The 17,855-nt window shown below is 71.5% G+C and carries 12 protein-coding genes; 4 read left to right on the forward strand and 8 right to left on the reverse strand.

The annotated features are described in order from the left end of the window. Window positions 1-95 precede the first annotated feature (95 nt). Both AC0VY3_RS25170 and AC0VY3_RS25175 read right to left on the reverse strand, forming a co-directional pair. Entirely contained in the window at window positions 96-1,466 is a 1,371-nt protein-coding gene (locus tag AC0VY3_RS25170; RefSeq protein WP_242743149.1) for a M16 family metallopeptidase, read from the reverse strand. Window positions 1,467-1,492: 26 nt separating this feature from the next. Beyond that, the gene (locus tag AC0VY3_RS25175; protein ID WP_475550669.1) at window positions 1,493-2,866 is read right to left on the reverse strand and encodes a M16 family metallopeptidase; all 1,374 of its coding nucleotides are present in this window, start codon (window positions 2,864-2,866) and stop codon (window positions 1,493-1,495) included. A gap of 280 nt (window positions 2,867-3,146) precedes the next feature. On the opposite strand from AC0VY3_RS25175, the gene AC0VY3_RS25180 reads away from it, so the two are divergent. Then, window positions 3,147-5,600, forward strand: coding sequence for a DNA gyrase/topoisomerase IV subunit A (locus AC0VY3_RS25180; RefSeq protein WP_103511637.1), 2,454 nt, complete (start codon window positions 3,147-3,149; stop codon window positions 5,598-5,600). Between the two features lie 37 nt (window positions 5,601-5,637). Here the strand turns inward: AC0VY3_RS25180 and AC0VY3_RS25185 are convergent, their stop codons facing one another. Next, window positions 5,638-6,798 carry a CobW family GTP-binding protein gene (locus AC0VY3_RS25185; protein ID WP_103511638.1) on the reverse strand — a complete coding sequence of 387 codons (1,161 nt, stop codon included), beginning with the start codon at window positions 6,796-6,798 and terminating at the stop codon, window positions 5,638-5,640. Between the two features lie 23 nt (window positions 6,799-6,821). After that, window positions 6,822-7,976 carry a citrate synthase/methylcitrate synthase gene (locus AC0VY3_RS25190; protein ID WP_475550670.1) on the reverse strand — a complete coding sequence of 385 codons (1,155 nt, stop codon included), beginning with the start codon at window positions 7,974-7,976 and terminating at the stop codon, window positions 6,822-6,824. Window positions 7,977-8,087: 111 nt separating this feature from the next. On the opposite strand from AC0VY3_RS25190, the gene AC0VY3_RS25195 reads away from it, so the two are divergent. Further along, complete coding sequence (locus AC0VY3_RS25195) at window positions 8,088-9,380, forward strand: citrate synthase (protein ID WP_103511653.1); 1,293 nt, start codon at window positions 8,088-8,090, stop codon at window positions 9,378-9,380. A 7-nt stretch (window positions 9,381-9,387) separates the two neighbouring features. Here AC0VY3_RS25195 and AC0VY3_RS25200 read toward each other — a convergent pair whose 3' ends face one another. Then, complete coding sequence (locus AC0VY3_RS25200; RefSeq protein WP_103511640.1) at window positions 9,388-10,407, reverse strand: LacI family DNA-binding transcriptional regulator; 1,020 nt, start codon at window positions 10,405-10,407, stop codon at window positions 9,388-9,390. A gap of 241 nt (window positions 10,408-10,648) precedes the next feature. Between AC0VY3_RS25200 and AC0VY3_RS25205 the strand changes: the two genes are divergently transcribed. Beyond that, window positions 10,649-12,340, forward strand: coding sequence for an ATP-binding protein (locus tag AC0VY3_RS25205; protein ID WP_475550671.1), 1,692 nt, complete (start codon window positions 10,649-10,651; stop codon window positions 12,338-12,340). Further along, window positions 12,337-13,011 (forward strand): response regulator, encoded by a 675-nt coding sequence (locus AC0VY3_RS25210; RefSeq protein ID WP_103511642.1) that lies wholly within the window; start codon window positions 12,337-12,339, stop codon window positions 13,009-13,011. The genes AC0VY3_RS25205 and AC0VY3_RS25210 overlap by 4 nt, the downstream gene beginning before the upstream one ends. 16 nt (window positions 13,012-13,027) lie before the next feature. Here AC0VY3_RS25210 and AC0VY3_RS25215 read toward each other — a convergent pair whose 3' ends face one another. The 3 genes from AC0VY3_RS25215 to AC0VY3_RS25225 form a co-directional block, all read right to left on the reverse strand. Beyond that, window positions 13,028-14,620, reverse strand: coding sequence for a solute symporter family protein (locus AC0VY3_RS25215; RefSeq protein WP_103511643.1), 1,593 nt, complete (start codon window positions 14,618-14,620; stop codon window positions 13,028-13,030). After that, entirely contained in the window at window positions 14,617-15,093 is a 477-nt protein-coding gene (locus AC0VY3_RS25220) for a DUF485 domain-containing protein (protein ID WP_242742711.1), read from the reverse strand. Before AC0VY3_RS25220 ends, AC0VY3_RS25215 begins: the two co-directional genes overlap by 4 nt. Before the next feature lie 209 nt (window positions 15,094-15,302). Continuing rightward, window positions 15,303-17,429, reverse strand: coding sequence for a DNA gyrase/topoisomerase IV subunit B (locus AC0VY3_RS25225; RefSeq protein WP_103511645.1), 2,127 nt, complete (start codon window positions 17,427-17,429; stop codon window positions 15,303-15,305). Window positions 17,430-17,855: the final 426 nt, after the last annotated feature.

Genomic DNA, 17,855 nt, shown 5'->3' on the forward strand with positions numbered 1-17,855 from the left:
AGGGAGCGAAGCTCGCCAATCGGTCAAAAATGGAGGACCCCGGTGAACTTTCCGTTCGTCGGGGTCCTCTTCGCGGCGGTGTGCCACGGATGCCGTCAGCCGGTGACGACGGACACCTCGCCGATGCCGAGTGCCTTGACAGGCTCCTCGATCCGCGCGGCGTCACCCACGAGGACCGTGACGAGGCGGTCCACCGGGAAGGCGTTGACCACGGCGGCGGTCGCCTCCACGGTGCCCGTCTCGGCGAGCCGGGCGTAGAGGTCGGCCTGGTAGTCGTCGGGGAGGTGCTGCTCGACCTGGTCGGCCAGCGTGCCGGCGACCGAGGCGGCGGTCTCGAACTTCAGCGGGGCGACGCCCACCAGGTTCTGCACGGCCGTCTCACGCTCGGCGTCGGTCAGCCCCTCGGCGGCCAGCGTCCGCAGAACCTTCCAGAGGTCCTCCAGCGCCGGTCCGGTGGACTCCGTGTCCACCGAACCGCTGATCGCGAGCATCGCCGCGCCGCCCGAGTCGGGGCCGCTGGAGCGCAGCACCTGGGCGAAGGCGCGTACGCCGTAGGTGTAGCCCTTCTCCTCGCGCAGCACCCGGTCCAGCCGGGAGGTGAGGGTGCCGCCCAGGCAGTACGTGCCGAGGACCTGCGCCGGCCACACGCGCTCGTGCCGGTCGGCGCCGATGCGGCCGATCAGCAGCTGGGTCTGGACCGCGCCGGGGCGGTCCACGATGACCACACGGCCGGTGTCGTCCGCGGTGATGGGCGGCACCGGTCGGGCCTGGCCGGCGTTGCCCGACCAGTCGCCGAGGGTCTCCGCCAGCAGCGCGTCCAGGTCGATGCCGGTCAGGTCGCCGACGATCACGGCCGTCGCCGTGGACGGGCGGACATGGGCGTCGAAGAAGGCGCGCACGGCGGCCTGATCGATCCGCCGGACGGTCTCCTCGGTGCCCAGGCGCGGGCGGGACATCCGGGCGGTGGCCGGGAACAGCTCCTTGGAGAGCTGCTTGGCGGCGCGCCGGGACGGGTTGGCCTGCTCGTGCGGGATCTCGTCGAGGCGGTTGCCCACCAGGCGCTCGATCTCGCTCTCGGCGAAGGCCGGGGCCCGCAGCGCCTCGGCGACCAGGCCGAGGGCCTTGGCCAGCCGGGAGGCCGGAACCTCCAGGGAGACCCGGACGCCGGGGTGGTCGGCGTGCGCGTCGAGGGTGGCGCCGCAGCGCTCCAGCTCGGCGGCGAACTCCTCGGCGCTGTGCTTGTCGGTGCCCTCGGAGAGCGCCCGCGACATGATCGTGGCCACGCCGTCCAGGCCCTCGGGCTCGGCCTCCAGCGGCGCGTCCAGGAAGATCTCCACCGCGACGACCTGCTGGCCGGGGCGGTGGCAGCGGAGCACGGTCAGCCCGTTGGGCAGGGCGCCGCGCTCGGGCGCCGGGAAGGCCCAGGGGCGGGCCGTGCCGGCGGTGGGCTGCGGGTGGAACTCCATGGCTACTCCAGTCACGGCGGCGTCGCTCACTTGGCCGCCCCCTCGTGCGCGTCGGTGCCCTCTTCGCCCTCGGCGCCCTCATCGGCCTCGTCGGTCGGCTCGATGGGCTCGTACACCAGCACCGCCCGGTTGTCGGGGCGCAGGGCAGCCTCGGCCGCCGCGCGCACCTCCTCCGCGGTGACGTCCAGGACCCGGCCCACGGCGCTCAGGGCGAGCTGCGGGTCGCCGAACAGCACCGCGTAGCGGCACAGTTCGTCGGCGCGGCCGGCGACCGTGCCGAGCCGGTCCAGCCACTCGCGCTCCAACTGCGCCTGGGCCCGCTCCATTTCCTCGAGGGTGGGCCCCTCCGCGGCGAACCTGGCCAGCTCCTCGTCGACGGCGGCCTCGATCTGCTCCACCTCGACCCCGCCGGACGTCTTCACGTCCAGCCAGCCCAGCGAGGGCGCCCCGGCCAGCCGCAGCAGCCCGAAGCCCGCCGCCACCGCCGTACGGTCGCGGCGCACCAGGCGGTTGTGCAGCCGGGAGGACTCTCCGCCGCCCAGCACGGTGAGCGCCAGGTCGGCCGCGTCGCAGGCGCGGGTGCCGTCGTGCGGGAGGCGGTAGGCGGCCATCAGGGCGCGCGCCGGGACCTCCTCGTGGACCACTTCGCGCAGCTGCTCGCCGATGATCTCCGGCAGCGTCCCGTCGCGCGGCGGCTGCTTGCCGTCGTGGGACGGGATGGAGCCGAAGTACTTCTCGATCCAGGCGAGGGTCTGCTCGGGGTCGATGTCGCCGACCACCGAGAGCACCGCGTTGTTGGGCGCGTAGTACGTACGGAAGAACGCGCGGGCGTCCTCCAGCGTGGCCGCGTCCAGGTCGGCCATGGAGCCGATCGGGGTGTGGTGGTAGGGGTGGCCCTCGGGGTAGGAGAGGGCGGTCAGCTTCTCGAACGCGGTGCCGTAGGGCACGTTGTCGTAACGCTGGCGGCGTTCGTTCTTGACGACGTCGCGCTGGTTCTCCATGGACTCCTCGTCGAGCGCGGCGAGGAGGGAGCCCATCCGGTCGGCCTCGAGCCAGAGAGCCAGCTCCACCTGGTGGGTGGGCATGGTCTCGAAGTAGTTGGTCCGCTCGAAGCTGGTCGTCCCGTTGAGCGAGCCGCCGGCCCCCTGGACGAGCTCGAAGTGGCCGTTCCCCTTGACCTGTCCCGAGCCCTGGAACATCAGGTGCTCGAAGAGGTGAGCCAGACCGGTGCGTCCCTTGACCTCGTGGCGCGAACCGACGTCGTACCAGAGGCAGACCGCGGCGACCGGGGTCAGATGGTCCTCGGAGAGCACCACACGCAGGCCGTTGGCCAGGCGGTGCTCGGTCGCTGTCAAGCCGCCGGAGCCGGCCTGTGCGGTGGCCGTGTGACCCATGGGCATGTACGTCCCTTCGATCGCGATACTGGACTTCCTGCCAGACCTGCCACTCTAAGCAAGCGCACCGGCACCTGGCGAAGTTCCCGTTCCGTGGATGTTTCCGTCGATGGTGTCGTGGACGCCCTCGCGGGCGCGCCGCCCCGACCGCTTCGGACCGGCCTTCGGACGGGTCGAGGTCGGCGTTGTCAGTGGCGAGGTCCACAATGGACCGCGTCAGTAGCTCGTGTTGTACCGAACAAGCTCAGGTTGTCCGAACAGAATCCGTGAAGGAGTCGCAGCCGCGATGGCCCGCCGTAGCACGAAGACCCCGCCGCCGGACGACTTCGAGGAGAAGATCCTCGACATCGACGTCGTCGACGAAATGCAGGGCTCCTTCCTCGAGTACGCGTACTCGGTGATCTACTCCAGGGCCTTGCCCGACGCCCGCGACGGCATGAAGCCGGTGCACCGGCGCATCGTGTCCCAGATGAACGAGATGGGACTGCGCCCCGACCGCGGCTATGTGAAGTGCGCCCGCGTCGTCGGCGAGGTGATGGGCAAGCTGCACCCGCACGGCGACGCCTCGATCTACGACGCCCTGGTGCGCATGGCGCAGCCGTTCTCGATGCGGCTCCCCCTGGTCGACGGCCACGGCAACTTCGGCTCTCTCGGCAACGACGACCCGCCGGCCGCCATGCGGTACACCGAGTGCCGGATGGCCGACGCCACCTCGCTGATGACGGAGGCCATCGACGAGGACACCGTCGACTTCCAGTCGAACTACGACGGCCAGGAGCGCGAGCCGGTCGTCCTCCCCGCCGCCTACCCCAACCTCCTGGTCAACGGGGTCTCCGGGATCGCCGTGGGCATGGCCACCAACATGCCCCCGCACAATCTGGGCGAGGTCATCGCCGCAGCCCGGCATCTGATCAAGCACCCGGGCGCCGACGTCGAGACGCTGATGCGTTACGTCCCCGGACCCGACCTGCCCACCGGTGGCCGCATCGTCGGGCTGGGCGGCATCAAGGACGCGTACACGAACGGCCGCGGCACGTTCAAGATCCGCGCCACCGTCTCCGTGGAGAACGTGACGGCCCGCCGCAAGGGCCTCGTCGTCACCGAACTGCCCTTCACCGTCGGCCCGGAGAAGGTGATCGCCAAGATCAAGGACCTGGTCTCGGCGAAGAAGCTCCAGGGCATCGCCGACGTCAAGGACCTCACCGACCGGGCGCACGGCCTGCGTCTGGTCATCGAGGTCAAGAACGGCTTCGTGCCGGAAGCGGTGCTGGAGCAGCTCTACAAGCTGACGCCGATGGAGGAGTCCTTCGGTATCAACAACGTGGCACTGGTCGACGGCCAGCCGCTCACCCTGGGCCTCAAGGAGCTGCTGGAGGTCTATCTCGACCACCGCTTCGAGGTGGTGCGCCGGCGCAGCGAGTTCCGCCGCACCAAGCGCCGCGACCGGCTGCACCTGGTCGAGGGCCTGATCGTCGCCCTGCTCGACATCGACGAGGTCATCCGGATCATCCGGGACAGCGACAACTCCGCGCAGGCGAAGGAGCGCCTGATGGCGCACTTCTCGCTGAGCGAGATCCAGACGCAGTACATCCTGGACACCCCGCTGCGCCGGCTCACCCGTTTCGACCGGATCGAGCTGGAGAGCGAGCGCGACAAGCTCAACGGCGAGATCGAGGCGCTGACCGCGATCCTGGAGTCGGACGCGGAGCTGCGCAAGCTGGTCTCCTCGGAGCTGGCGGCGGTGGCGAAGAAGTTCGGCACGGACCGGCGCACGGTGCTGCTGGAGTCGGCCGGTTCTCAGGTCGCGTCCGTGCCGCTGGAGGTGGCGGACGACCCGTGCCGGGTGCTGCTCTCCTCGACGGGTCTGCTGGCCCGTACGGCGAACGCGGACCCGGTGGAGATCTCCGAGGACGCCCGGCGGACCAAGCACGATGTGATCGTGTCGGCGGTGGCGGCGACGGCCCGGGGCGATGTCGGGGCGGTCACGTCGACCGGCCGGCTGCTGCGGCTCTCGGTGATCGACCTGCCGCAGCTGCCGGACACGCACGCGGAGCCGAATCTCTCGGGCGGGGCGCAGATCTCGGAGTTCCTGAGCCTGGAGGCGGACGAGGAGCTGATCTGCCTCACGACGCTCGACGAGGCCTCGCCGGGTCTGGCGATCGGCACGCTCCAGGGCGTGGTGAAACGCGTCGTGCCGGACTACCCGGCCAACAAGGACGAGTTGGAGGTCATCACCCTCAAGGACGGTGACCGGATCGTCGGCGCGACCGAGCTGCGCACCGGCGAGGAGGACCTAGTGTTCATCACCTCCGACGCCCAGTTGCTGCGCTATCCGGCGGCCCAGGTACGCCCGCAGGGGCGGCCCGCCGGAGGCATGGCGGGCGTCAAGCTGGCGGCCGGGGCCGAGGTGCTGTCGTTCACGGCGGTGGACCCGGCGGCCGAGGCGATCGTGTTCACGGTGGCCGGCTCGCACGGCACGCTGGACGACTCGGTGCTGACGTCCAAGCTGACCCCGTTCGACCAGTATCCGCGCAAGGGCCGGGCGACCGGCGGCGTGCGCTGCCAGCGGTTCCTGAAGGGCGAGGACGTCCTGGTGTTCGCCTGGGCGGGCGCCACCCCGGCCCGGGCCGCCCAGAAGAACGGCACCCCGGCGAAGCTGCCGGAGCCGGACCCGAGGCGGGACGGTTCGGGCACGCCACTGCTGGAGAAGGTGGCCGTGATCGCGGGACCGCCCCTGTAGGCACGCTTTTCGTACGGCAAGGAGCGGCCCGGGGGCATTACGCCTCCGCGGCCGCTTCCTGTTCGGGGGCGTGCTCCTGTACGTACCGGAGCACGCCCCACATACCCCGTTCGACGGCGTCGGCGGACGCGTCGGAGGTGGACGCGTCGGAGGTGGACGCGCCGGGGGCCGACTCGTCCGCGCGGCAGGCGGCGAGTCCGGCCAGCAGCGCTCCGGCGTCGATGCCCGCGCCGATCATGACGAGCTGGGTGAGCCGCTGTTCGCCGCGCGCCCACGGCCGGGGCACGAAGCGCAGGAAGCGGCCCACCGCGTGCAGCGCGTACGTGTTGTCCCGGTCGCCCGCGCCGAAGTCCGCGAACCCCTTGATCCGGTACAGCCCTTCGGGCCGGGAGTCGAGGAACGCCATGAAGCGGCGCGGGTCCAGCGGCACGTCGGAGGTGAAGTCGACGCTCTCGTACGAGGCGTGGAGGTGATCGCCGTGCCCCTCGTAGTCGCCGTGCCCGCCATGGCCCTCGTGCCCGTCGCACGCCTCCTCCTCCCGCAGGAGGTCCTCGAAGGTCAGCTGCCCCGCCATCTCCTCGTGGTCCGGCCGCAGCGCGGGGTCGAAGAACAGCTCGGGGTCGATCCGGCCGTGCACGGCGGAGATCACGGCGGCCGGACCGCTCAGCTCCGCGACCGTCGCGCGCAGCCGCTCCCGCTCGGCCTCCCCCACCCGGTCGGCCTTGTTCAGGACCACGAGGTCGGCGACGGCGAGATGGCGGTCGAGCTCCGGATGCCGCTTGCGGGTGCTGTCGAACTCCGCGGCGTCGACGACCTCGACGAGACCCCCGTACCGGATGTGCGGGTTGTCGCTGGCCAGCAGCATGCGCACGAGTTCCTGGGGTTCGGCCAGTCCGCTCGCCTCGATGACGATCACGTCCAGCCGGGCGGAGGGCCGGGTCAGGGTCTCCAGGAAGGTGTCGAGTTCGCTCGCGTCGACGGCACAGCACAGACAGCCGTTGCCCAGCGAGACCGTCGAGCCGACCTGCCCCGAGACGGTCATGGCGTCGATCTCGATGGCCCCGAAGTCGTTGACGATCACGCCGATCCGGGTGCCCGCCCGGTTGCGGAGAAGATGGTTCAGGAGCGTGGTCTTACCGGAGCCGAGGAAGCCCGCCAGGACGACGACCGGGATCTGCGGAGTGCGGGGCGGGGTCAACGGGAGCCTTCCTGGGGACGTCGTCAGGGTGCCGGGACCGGCTGCGGCGGGGGTGCGCCGACGTAGCGGGCCGCCGGGCGGATGATCTTCGAGTCCTCCGCCTGCTCCAGGATATTGGCGCTCCAGCCGACCACCCGCGCCGCACAGAAGGTGGGGGTGAACATCGCACGCGGCAGCCCACACAGCTCCATGACCACTCCGGCGTAGAACTCCACGTTGGTGTGCAGCTCCCGGCCCGGCTTCAGCTCGGCGAGGATGGCCTCGACCTGGCGTTCCACCTCCACGGCGAAGTCGACGAGCGGGCCTCCGAAGCACTGGGCGAGGGACTTGAGCATCCGGGACCGGGGGTCCTCGGTGCGGTAGACGGGGTGGCCGAAGCCCATGATGCGGCGGCCGGCGAGGACCTGTTCGCGGATCCAGCCGTCGATGCGGTCCGGGGTGCCGATGGCGTCGAGGGTGTCCAGGGCCCGGCTGGGGGCTCCGCCGTGCAGCGGTCCGGAGAGCGCGCCGACCGCCGCCACCAGGCAGGCGGCCAGATCGGCTCCGGTGGAGGCGACGACCCGGGCGGTGAAGGTGGAGGCGTTGAAGCCGTGGTCGACGGTCGAGATGAGGTACTGCTCGACGGCCCGGACCCGGTCGGGCTCCGGCTCCGATCCGGTCAGCATGTACAGGTAGTTCGCCGCGTGCGGCAGGTCCGCGCGGGGTTCGACCGGCTGGAGGCCCTCGCCCAGGCGGTGGAGGGCGGTCAGGATCGTGGGGACGGCCGCGCAGGCGGCGAGCGCGTCCTCGCGTCGGCGGTCGGCCCCGATCTCGTACACCGGGCGGAAGCCGGCCGAGGCGCCGAGCAGGGAGAGCGCCGTACGGAGTCCGGCGAGCGGGCCGGAGACGGCGCTCGCGCGGGCGATGGCGGGCAGTGCCTCGCGTACCTCGGCGGGCAGGGTGCGCAGCGCCGCTGTGCGGGCGGCGAAGTCGGCGGCGGCCGCCCGGTCCGGCAGTTCGCCGTGGACCATCAGGTACCAGACGTCCTCGAAGCCGCGGGTACGCGCGAGCTCGATCGCCGAGTACTGACGGTAGTGGTAGAAGCCCTCGCGGCCGCGGACGTCGCCGAGGGCGGTGTCGGTGACGACGACGCCGGCGAGGCCGCGGGGGACGGCGGGGACGACAGGGGTGGTGGTCATGGCCGTTCTCTCCTCCGTGCATGCAACATTGATTCGACTGTCCATGCTTGACTTGAGATCTGTCAATGTTGATTGAATCAATGTCAACCTGTGGTGGCTACGGTGGTCTCCATGACGGATCAACCAGAGCCCGGCTCCCGACCGGACGCACCCCGGCTGACCACCCGCGAGGCGGCCGAGCTGCTGGGCGTGAAGCCCGAGACGGTGTACGCGTACGTCAGCCGGGGCCAGCTCAGCAGCGTGCGGGCGGCCGGAGGCCGCGGCAGCACGTTCGACACCGAGGAGGTGCGGGCGCTGGCCCGGCGCTCGGGGCGGCGCGAGCCGTCCCCGGCCGGGGGCGACCTCGCCTTCCGCACCGGCATCACGCTCATCGAGGGCGACCGCTGCTTCTTCCGGGGGGTCGACGCGACGGAGCTGGCCCGGCGGTACGGCTACGAGGAGGTCGCCGAGTGGCTGTGGACGGGCGAGCTGCGGTCCGGAGCCCGGTTCACCGCACCCGCCGCGACGCTTGCGGCGGCCCGCCGGACGGTCGGCGCGCTGCCCGCGCACAGCGGGTCGACGGACCGGCTGCGGGTGGCGGTGACCGCTGCGGCGGCCACGGATCCGCTGCGGTTCGACCTGTCGCCGGAGGCGGTGCTGAGCAGCGCCCGGGGCCTGATCCCGACGCTGGTGGGCGCACTGCCGGCGCTGGGCGGCCCGGAGGGCGAAGGGGGTTCGCTGGCGGCGGCGCTGTGGTCACGGCTCACCCCGGAGCCGGCCGACGCCGCTTCCCTCGCCGTGCTGGACGCGGCCCTGACCCTCCTCGTCGACCACGATCTGGCGGCCTCCACGCTGGCTGCCCGGGTCGCAGCCTCCGCGCGGGCCCACCCGTACGCCGTGGTCTCGGCAGGCCTCGGTGTACTGGAGGGGCCGCTGCACGGGGCGGCGAGCGGTCTGGCGCACCGGATGCTGCGGGAGGCGGTGGACCGGGGCAGCGCGGTCCCCGTGGTCGCCGATCATCTGCGGACCGGGCGGCGGGTGCCGGGCCTGGGCCATCGGCTGTACCGGGGCGAGGACCCTCGGGCGACGGCCCTGTTCGCGCTGCTGGAGGACGTACCGCAGGCGGCCGGGGCGCTGGCGGCGGCCCGCGAGGTGGTCGCCACGACGGCCCGCCACACACCGCTGCACGCCAACATCGACCTGGCGCTCGCCGTCCTCTCCGTCTCCCGTGGGATGGCGGCGGACGCGGGCGAGACGGTGTTCGCGGTCTCCCGCACGGCGGGCTGGATCGCGCACGCGCTGGAGGAGTACGGGGAGCGCCCTCTGCGGATCCGGCCGAGCGGGCAGTACGTCGGCCCCCGGCCGCCCCAGCCCCTCCCCTGGGACGGATCAGGTCCGGACCAAGGGTCGGGCAGCGCAAATTAGCTACGGATCACAGGGAATTCTCGCGCGGCGGCTGGGCGGTGGAGCCGCGGACCACCAGCTCCGGTTCGAAGAGCAGCTCGTCCGAGGGCACGGTCCGCCCGCCGATCTGGACCGAGAGCAGTTCCACGGCCGCCCGCCCCATGGCCTCGATGGGCTGGCGGACGGTGGTCAGCGGCGGCTCGGTGCAGTTCATGAAGGCCGAGTCGTCGTAGCCGACGACCGACACGTCGTCGGGCACCGAGAGACCCCGGCGGCGGGCCGCGCGCACGGCGCCCAGCGCGAGCGGGTCACTGGCGCAGATGATGCCGGTGACGCCCTGCTCCAGCAGCCGCATCGCGGCGGCCTGTCCGCCCTCCAGCGAGAACATCGCGCGCGCCACCCGCTCGTCGGGGATGGTCGTGCCTGCCTCGTCGGCGAGGATCCGGGCGGCGGCGAGCTTGCGCTGCGAGGGCACGTGGTCGGACGGGCCCAGGACGAATCCGATGCGCTCGTGGCCGAGTGAGACGAGGTGACGCCACGCCTGTTCGACGGCGACGGAGTCGTCGCAGGAGACACCGGGGAAGCCGAGGTGTTCGATGGCCGCGTTGATCAGCACGACCGGGATCTTGCGGTCGGCGAGCACCTTGTAGTGGTCGTGCGGGGCGTCGGCCTGGTGGTAGAGGCCGCCCGCGAAGACCACGCCGGAGACCTGCTGCTGGAGGAGCAGCTCGACGTAGTCGGCCTCGGAGACGCCGCCCTTGGTCTGGGTGCAGAGCACCGGGGTGAGCCCCTGCTGGGCGAGCGCGCCGCCGACCACTTCGGCGAAGGCGGGGAAGATCGGGTTCTGCAGCTCGGGCAGGACCAGTCCGACCAGCCGGGCCCGCTCGCCGCGCAGCTGGGTCGGGCGCTCGTATCCGAGGACGTCCAGCGCGGAGAGGACGGCCTGCCTGGTGGCGTCGGAGACGCCCGGCTTGCCGTTCAGCACCCGGCTGACCGTCGCCTCGCTGACTCCCACCTTCTGGGCCACCTGAGCAAGTCGTCGCGTCATGAGCGCAAGATTAGCGCAAGAAAAGCAAGAAGATTGCGTTGATGGCGAACTCCCTTGGAACACCCGCCTGCACAGCCGGAACGCTCACAGACATGGCGCCGGGATGCAAGAGGCGGGCACGGCGGAGCCCTCGGTGCACGACCGTACGAGGCCCCGAGCGAGCCCTCGAACGAGCCCGGGATACGCGGCCGCCGCACAGCCGAATTTCCGCCCCGGCCGCCCGGCCCTTACCGTCTCTACGATGAACGCCCCACCGACCTCCGGCCGAGGACCGCGCCGGTTCGGCTGGCCCCAGCGGGTCTTCTCCCAGGTCCTGCTGATGCAGCTGGCCATCATCACCGGCGTGATCGTCCTGGTCACCGGCCTGTTCCTGGCCCCACTCGGCGAGCAGCTGGACGACCAGGCGATGCGCCGCGCGCTGGCCATCGCCCAGAGCACCGCCGCCCAGCCGGAGATCGTGCGGGACCTGAGCAGCACCGACCCGTCCGACTGGGGGCCTGTCCAGTCGGCCGCCGAGCGGGTCAGGCGGGCGACCGGGGCGGAGTACGTCGTCGTGATGGACCGGCGCGGGGTGCGCTGGTCGCACCCGGAGACCGACCGGATCGGCGCGGTCGTCTCCACCGACCCCGGTGAGGCGCTGCGCGGCCGCGAGGTGATGGAGATCGACAGCGGCACCCTCGGCCGCTCGGCGCGGGGCAAGGTGCCGCTGTTCGGCTCCTCGGGCGAGGTGATCGGCGCGGTCTCGGTCGGGATCGAGTACGACAGCGTCCGCGCCCGTCTCCTCGCGGCGATCCCGGGGCTGCTCGCGTACGCGGGCGGCGCCCTGGCCGTCGGGGCGCTCGCCGCGTACCTGATCTCCCGCCGGCTGCAACGGCAGACCCATGACCTGGCGTTCTCCGACATCTCCGCGCTGCTCACCGAACGCGAGGCGATGCTGCACGGCATCCGCGAGGGGGTCGTCGCCCTCGACGGGGCCGGGCGCGTCCGGCTGCTGAACGACGAGGCGCAGCGACTGCTGGGCGTGGGCCCGGAGGCGGCGGGCCGGACGCTGGAGGAGGTACTGGGCGAGGGCCGGACCGCCGATGTGCTGGCCGGCCGGGTGGTCGGCGACGACCTGCTGGCAGTACGGGGCAGCCGGGTGCTGCTGGCCAACCGGATGCCCACGGACGACGGCGGAGCGGTGGTGACCCTGCGCGACCGGACCGAGCTGGAGCATCTGGGCCGCGAACTCGACTCCACCACGGGGCTGATCGACGCCCTGCGCGCCCAGGACCACGAGCACGCGAACCGGCTGCACACCTTGCTGGGGCTGCTGGAGCTGGAGATGCACGAGGACGCGATGGAGTTCGTCACGGAGGTGGTGGGCGTGCACCGGGCGACGGCCGAGCAGGTCACCGAGAAGGTCCAGGACCCGCTGCTGGCCGCCCTCCTCGTCGGCAAGACGACGGTCGCCGCCGAGCGCGGCGTCTCGCTGCGGCTGGCTCCCGGCACGCTGCTGCCGGACCGGGTGGTCGATCCCCGGGGCCTGGTCACGGTGGTCGGCAACCTCGTCGACAACGCCACGGACGCGGCGGCCGGATCGGACGCCGCGCGGATCGAGGTCGGGCTGCGGACGGAGGGCCGTACGGTGATCCTGGGGGTGCGCGACAGCGGCCCCGGCGTCCCGCGGGAGCAGCACGCGTCGATCTTCACGGAGGGCTGGTCCACCAAGGACCTCCCGGCGCACGGCAAGCGCGGCCTCGGGCTCGCCCTGGTACGGAGGCTCGCGGAGCGCCAGGGAGGCAGCGTGACGGTGTCGGCGGCGGACGGGGGCGGTGCGGTGTTCACGGTGGTGCTGCCGGACGCGCTGGCCGAGCCCGGTCCGGGGACCGTGACCGGAGCCGACGGCCCGCCGCCGCCCGCGCGTCCGGCCACGACGGGAGAGCGGCGGTGATCCAGGTCCTGATCGTGGACGACGACGTCCGGGTGGCGCAGATCAATGCCGCGTACGTCGCCAAGGTGCCCGGATTCCGGGTGGCGGCGCAGGCCCACTCGGCGGCCTCGGCGCTGGCGACGGTCGAGGAGGTCCCGGTGGACCTGATCCTGCTGGACCACTACCTGCCCGACCACAACGGCCTCGCCGTCGTACGGGAACTGCGCCGCCTCGGCCGTCAGGTCGACGTGATCATGGTGACGGCCGCCCGGGACGTCGCGACCGTGCAGGACGCGATGCGGCACGGCGCGCTCCAGTACCTGGTGAAGCCGTTCACGTACGCCGGCCTGCGCTCCAAGTTGGAGGCGTACGCGGCCCTGCGGCACACGCTCGACGGGGGCGGGGAGGCCGAACAGGCGGAGGTGGACCGGCTCTTCGGCGCGCTGTGGGCGGCGGGCGAGCCGGACCTCCCCAAGGGCCACTCCCCCACCACCGCCGAGCTCGTCCGGCAGGCCCTGCGCGGCGCGGAGGGCCCGCTCTCCGCCCAGGAGATCGCGGACAGCGCGGGGATGAGCCGGCAGACGGCCCAGCGCTATCTGAAGCTCCTCGAGCGCACCGGCAAGGTCCGGCTGACCCTGCGGTACGGCGAGACGGGCCGCCCGGAACACCGGTACGCCTGGGCCGCGGGCTGAGCCCTCGTCGGGCCCTCTAAGCCGCCCCGGCGCCCGTCAGCGCCCGTACCTCGGTCTCGGCGTGCTTGGCCTCGTCGGGCTTCTCGGGCGAGGTGACCGTACCGATCCAGCCGGCCAGGAAGCCGAGCGGGATGGAGACCAGGCCCGGGTTCTCCAGCGGGAAGAGCTGGAAGTCGACGCCCGGGAACAGGGACGTGGGGCTGCCCGAGACGACGGGCGAGACCAGCATCAGCACGACCGCCGGGATCAGCCCGCCGTACACCGCCCAGACCGCGCCCCGGGTGGTGAAGCCGCGCCAGAACAGCGAGTAGAGCAAAGCCGGGAGGTTCGCCGACGCGGCCACGGCGAAGGCGAGGCCCACCAGGAAGGCGACGTTGAGGTTCTGGGCGAGCAGTCCGAGGCCGATCGCGACGACGCCGATCCCCGCGGCGGCGACGCGCGCCACGGCGACCTCACCGTGCTTCTTGCGCCCCGGGCGGCGGAGCGAGGCGTAGAGGTCGTGGGCGACGGACGCGGACGAGGCGAGCGTGATGCCCGCGACGACGGCCAGGATGGTGGCGAAGGCGATGGCGGCGACCACGGCGAAGAGAATCGTTCCACCGGTGGACCCTTCACCGCCGCCGAGTTGGAGGGCCAGCAGCGGGACCGCGGTGTTGCCCGCCGCGTTCGACGAGCGGACCTCGGCGGAGCCGACGAGCGCGGCCGCGCCGAACCCGAGCACGATCGTCATCAGGTAGAAGCTGCCGATCAGGCCGATGGACCAGACGACCGAGCGGCGCGCGGCACGGGCGGTGGGCACGGTGTAGAAGCGCGACAGGATGTGCGGCAGCCCGGCCGTGCCGAGGACGAGGGCGACGCCCAGGCTGATGAAGTCGAAGCGTGAGGTCCAGTCCCCGCCGTAGCGGAGGCCGGGCGCGAGGAAGTCCTTGCCGTGGCCGCTGCGTTCGGCGGCGGTGTCGAGCAGGTTGTTGATGTTCCCGTGGAAGTGGACCAGAACGAGCACGGTGAGTGCGACGGCCCCCGCCATCAGCAGGACGGCCTTGACGATCTGGATCCAGGTGGTGGCGCGCATGCCGCCGAAGGACACGTAGATCACCATGAGCGCGCCGACGCCGACGACCGTCCAGGACCGGGCCGCGTCGCTCGTACCGCCGAGCAGCAGGGCCACGAGGCTGCCCGCGCCGACCATCTGGGCCACCAGATAGAGCACGGAGACGGTGACGGAGGAGGTGCCGAGCGCGGTGCGCACCGGGCGCTCCGCCATCCGCGCGGCGACCACGTCGGCCAGGGTGAACCGGCCGCAGTTGCGGACGAGTTCGGCGACGAACAGCAGGACGACCAGCCAGGCGACGAGGAAGCCGACGGAATAGAGCATGCCGTCGTACCCGAAGAGGGCGATCAGCCCGGAGATCCCGAGGAAGGAGGCCGCCGACATGTAGTCGCCGGCGATGGCGAATCCGTTCTCCATGGGCGAGAACAGGCGTCCGCCGGCGTAGAACTCCTCGGCGGAGCCCTGCCGGTTGCGGCCGACCCAGGTGGTGATGAAGAGCGTCACCGCGATGAACGCGCTGAACAGCAGCAGGGCGAGTGTCTGGTGGTCGCCTCTCAACGTCCGAGCCCTCTCGTCATCTCCTGGGTGTCCCACCGCAGATCGAGCGCCGCGCGGTCCCTGCGCAGCCGTGCGTGGCGTGCGTACGCCCACGTGAGCAGGAACGTGGTGAGGAACTGGCCGAGACCCGCCACCATCGCGACGTTGACCGCGCCGGCGACCGGGCGGGCCATCAGCTCGGGTGCGGTGGTCGCGGCGACGACATAGGCGAGATACCAGAGGAGGAAGGCGAGGGCGGCGGGGACCACGAAGCGGCGGTAGCGGCGGCGCACCTCGCGGAAGGCGGCGCTGCGGTGCACTTCCAGATAGATGTCGGCCGCGCTGGGGGCCGGATCCGGCCATGGTGTGCCGGACGCGTCGAGGCCGCCGGCGCCTCCCGTCCCGTCCCGGTCGCCCCGGTCGGCGACCGGCGCGTCGTCCCACGGGTCGTCGAGCCGCACTCCCGCGGTCTTCGGCCCTGCTTCCTTCTCCACCGAACAACTCCCCTGCTCCGCCGACCTTTTCGGCCGCACGGCCAACCATGGGCGGTTCGGGAAGATCGCGGGCGCGTCATTCGCCCGACTTCACCCCTTCAGGTGACAGAAGTCCCGGACGGCTGCGCGATTCCCCGGCAGAGCCCCGCGAACCGTCCACGGCCCCCGCTCCGTGGGACGGGAGCGGGGGCCGGGCGGGTGTACGGGGGTCAGGCGTCGATGCGCGAGCGGTCCAGGGTGGCCGCGGAGCTGGTGATGAACTCCTTGCGGGGCGCGACCTCGTTGCCCATCAGCAGGTCGAAGACCTGCTCGGAGGCTTCCAGGTCGCCGATGTTGATGCGCCGCAGCGTGCGGTGGCGCGGGTCCATCGTCGTCTCCGCCAGCTGATCGGCGTCCATCTCGCCCAGGCCCTTGTAGCGCTGGATCGATTCCTTGATCCGGACGTTCTTGCGCTGGAACTCCAGGAGGGTCTGGCGCAGCTCGCTGTCGGAGTAGGTGTAGACGTACTTGTCCTGCCCCTTCTTGGGCTGGACCAGCTCGATCCGGTGCAACGGCGGAACGGCGGCGAAGACCCGCCCGGCCTCGACCATCGGGCGCATGTAGCGCTGGAAGAGGGTCAGCAGCAGGCAGCGGATGTGGGCGCCGTCGACGTCGGCGTCCACCAGCAGGACGATCTTCCCGTAACGCGCGGAGTCGATGTCGAAGGTCCGCCCGGACCCGGCTCCTATGACCTGGATGATCGCGCCGCACTCGGCGTTCTTCAGCATGTCGGAGACGGACGACTTCTGTACGTTGAGGATCTTGCCGCGGATCGGCAGCAGTGCCTGGAACTCGCTGTTCCGGGCCAGCTTGGCCGTGCCGAGCGCCGAGTCTCCCTCGACGATGAACAGTTCGCTGCGCTCGACGTCGTCGCTGCGGCAGTCGGCGAGCTTGGCGGGCAGCGAGGAGGACTCCAGCGCGGTCTTGCGGCGCTGGGCGTCCTTGTGCTGGCGGGCCGCGATCCGGGTCCGGGCGGCGGCCACGGCCTTCTCCAGCACCGCCCTGGCCTGGGCCTTGGCATCCCGCTTCGTCGAGGTCAGGAACGCCTTGAGCTCCTTGGCGACCACATTGGCCACGATCCGGTTGGCCGCCGAGGTGCCGAGCACCTCCTTGGTCTGCCCCTCGAACTGCGGCTCGGCGAGCCGGACGGTCACAACGGCCGTGAGGCCTTCGAGGGCGTCGTCCTTGACGACGTCGTCCTCGGCGACCCGCAGCATCTTGGCGGAGCGCAGCGCCTCGTTCACCGTCCTGGTCAGGGAGCGCTCGAAGCCGGTGACGTGGGTGCCGCCCTTGGGGGTGGCGATGATGTTCACGAACGACCGTACGGTCGTGTCGTAGCCGGTGCCCCAGCGCAGGGCGATGTCGACGGCCAGCTCTCGGGTGACCTCGGTGGCGGTCATGTGGCCGCGGTCGTCGAGAACCGGGACGGTCTCCTTGAAGGTGCCCGTGCCGCTGAGGCGCTGGACGTCGCAGACGGCCTTGTCCTGGGCCAGGTACTCGCAGAACTCGCTGATGCCGCCGTCGAAGCGGAACGTCTCCTCGGTCTTGCCCTCGCCGTCGAGCCCGCGCTCGTCGCGGACGATGATCGTGAGACCGGGGACGAGGAAGGCCGTCTGGCGGGCGCGCTGGTAGAGCGTCTCCAGGTTGAGCTTGGCGTCCTTGAGGAAGATCTGGCGGTCCGCCCAGTACCGCACCCGGGTACCGGTACGGGTCTTGGGGACGCGCTTGCCCTTGCGCAGGCCGTTGGCCGGGTCGAACGGGCTGTCCGGACCCTGCTCGGTGAACATGCCGGGGACACCGCGCCGGAAGCTGATGGAGTGGGTCGCGCTGTTGCGGTCGACCTCGACGTCCAGGCGGGAGGAGAGGGCGTTGACGACGGAGGCGCCGACGCCGTGGAGGCCGCCGGACGCGGCGTAGGAACCGCCGCCGAACTTGCCTCCGGCGTGCAGCTTGGTCATGACGACCTCGATGCCGGAGAGGCCCGTCTTGGGCTCGACGTCGACCGGGATGCCGCGGCCGTTGTCCCGGACCTCGACGGAGGCGTCGTCGTGGAGGATGACCTCGATCTGGTCGCAGTAGCCCCCGAGAGCCTCGTCGACGGAGTTGTCGATGATCTCCCAGAGGCAGTGCATCAGGCCACGGCTGTCGGTGGACCCGATGTACATCCCGGGGCGCTTGCGGACCGCCTCCAGGCCTTCGAGGACGAGAAGGTGCCGCGCGGTGTAGTTGGAGCTGTCCCGGTCGCCGCCTGCTCCGGTCAGCATCGCGGTGGACGGCACGGACGTTTCGGCGGTCACGCGGTTCGCTCCTCGCTGAATTTCATCTGGGCCCCCGTGGGTACAGGGCTGGGCTTCGGTTGCCGCTGAGAGCCTACAGAGGCCTGGTAGAGCGGTTGTAACGCCACCCTCGGGGAATCCTCATGCTAGTCGAGCTTCTTCCAGGCTCGCATGGATGTTCGATCATTCGTTGGAGTGACGTGCACATCACGTTCCCTTCGACGCATGAACCATTTAGGCTCCGGGCACGTCCTCATGAACAAACCGGCAAGCCGGCCGGCGGGACCGACCCCCTAGACAAGCAATGCGAAACCGTAGCGCTCCGCATACGGCACATTCGCCGCCAACCGGCAACAGACAGCCACACCGAGAAGAAGTTTCGAAGAAAAGCCACGAGCGGGAACGTTTTCGGCCTGGTTGGATGTTGACCCTGGTACGACAGCTCGT

Source organism: Streptomyces sp. iso_384, from assembly GCF_056172905.1.

Coding starts and splice junctions, on each gene's coding strand:
- AC0VY3_RS25200 (WP_103511640.1), bottom strand. CDS start 10,407: ATGACGCGACGACTTGCTCAGGTGGCCCAGAAGGTGGGAGTCAGCGAG.
- AC0VY3_RS25180 (WP_103511637.1), top strand. CDS start 3,147: ATGGCCCGCCGTAGCACGAAGACCCCGCCGCCGGACGACTTCGAGGAG.
- AC0VY3_RS25190 (WP_475550670.1), bottom strand. CDS start 7,976: ATGACCACCACCCCTGTCGTCCCCGCCGTCCCCCGCGGCCTCGCCGGC.
- AC0VY3_RS25175 (WP_475550669.1), bottom strand. CDS start 2,866: ATGCCCATGGGTCACACGGCCACCGCACAGGCCGGCTCCGGCGGCTTG.
- AC0VY3_RS25195 (WP_103511653.1), top strand. CDS start 8,088: ATGACGGATCAACCAGAGCCCGGCTCCCGACCGGACGCACCCCGGCTG.
- AC0VY3_RS25205 (WP_475550671.1), top strand. CDS start 10,649: ATGAACGCCCCACCGACCTCCGGCCGAGGACCGCGCCGGTTCGGCTGG.
- AC0VY3_RS25170 (WP_242743149.1), bottom strand. CDS start 1,466: ATGGAGTTCCACCCGCAGCCCACCGCCGGCACGGCCCGCCCCTGGGCC.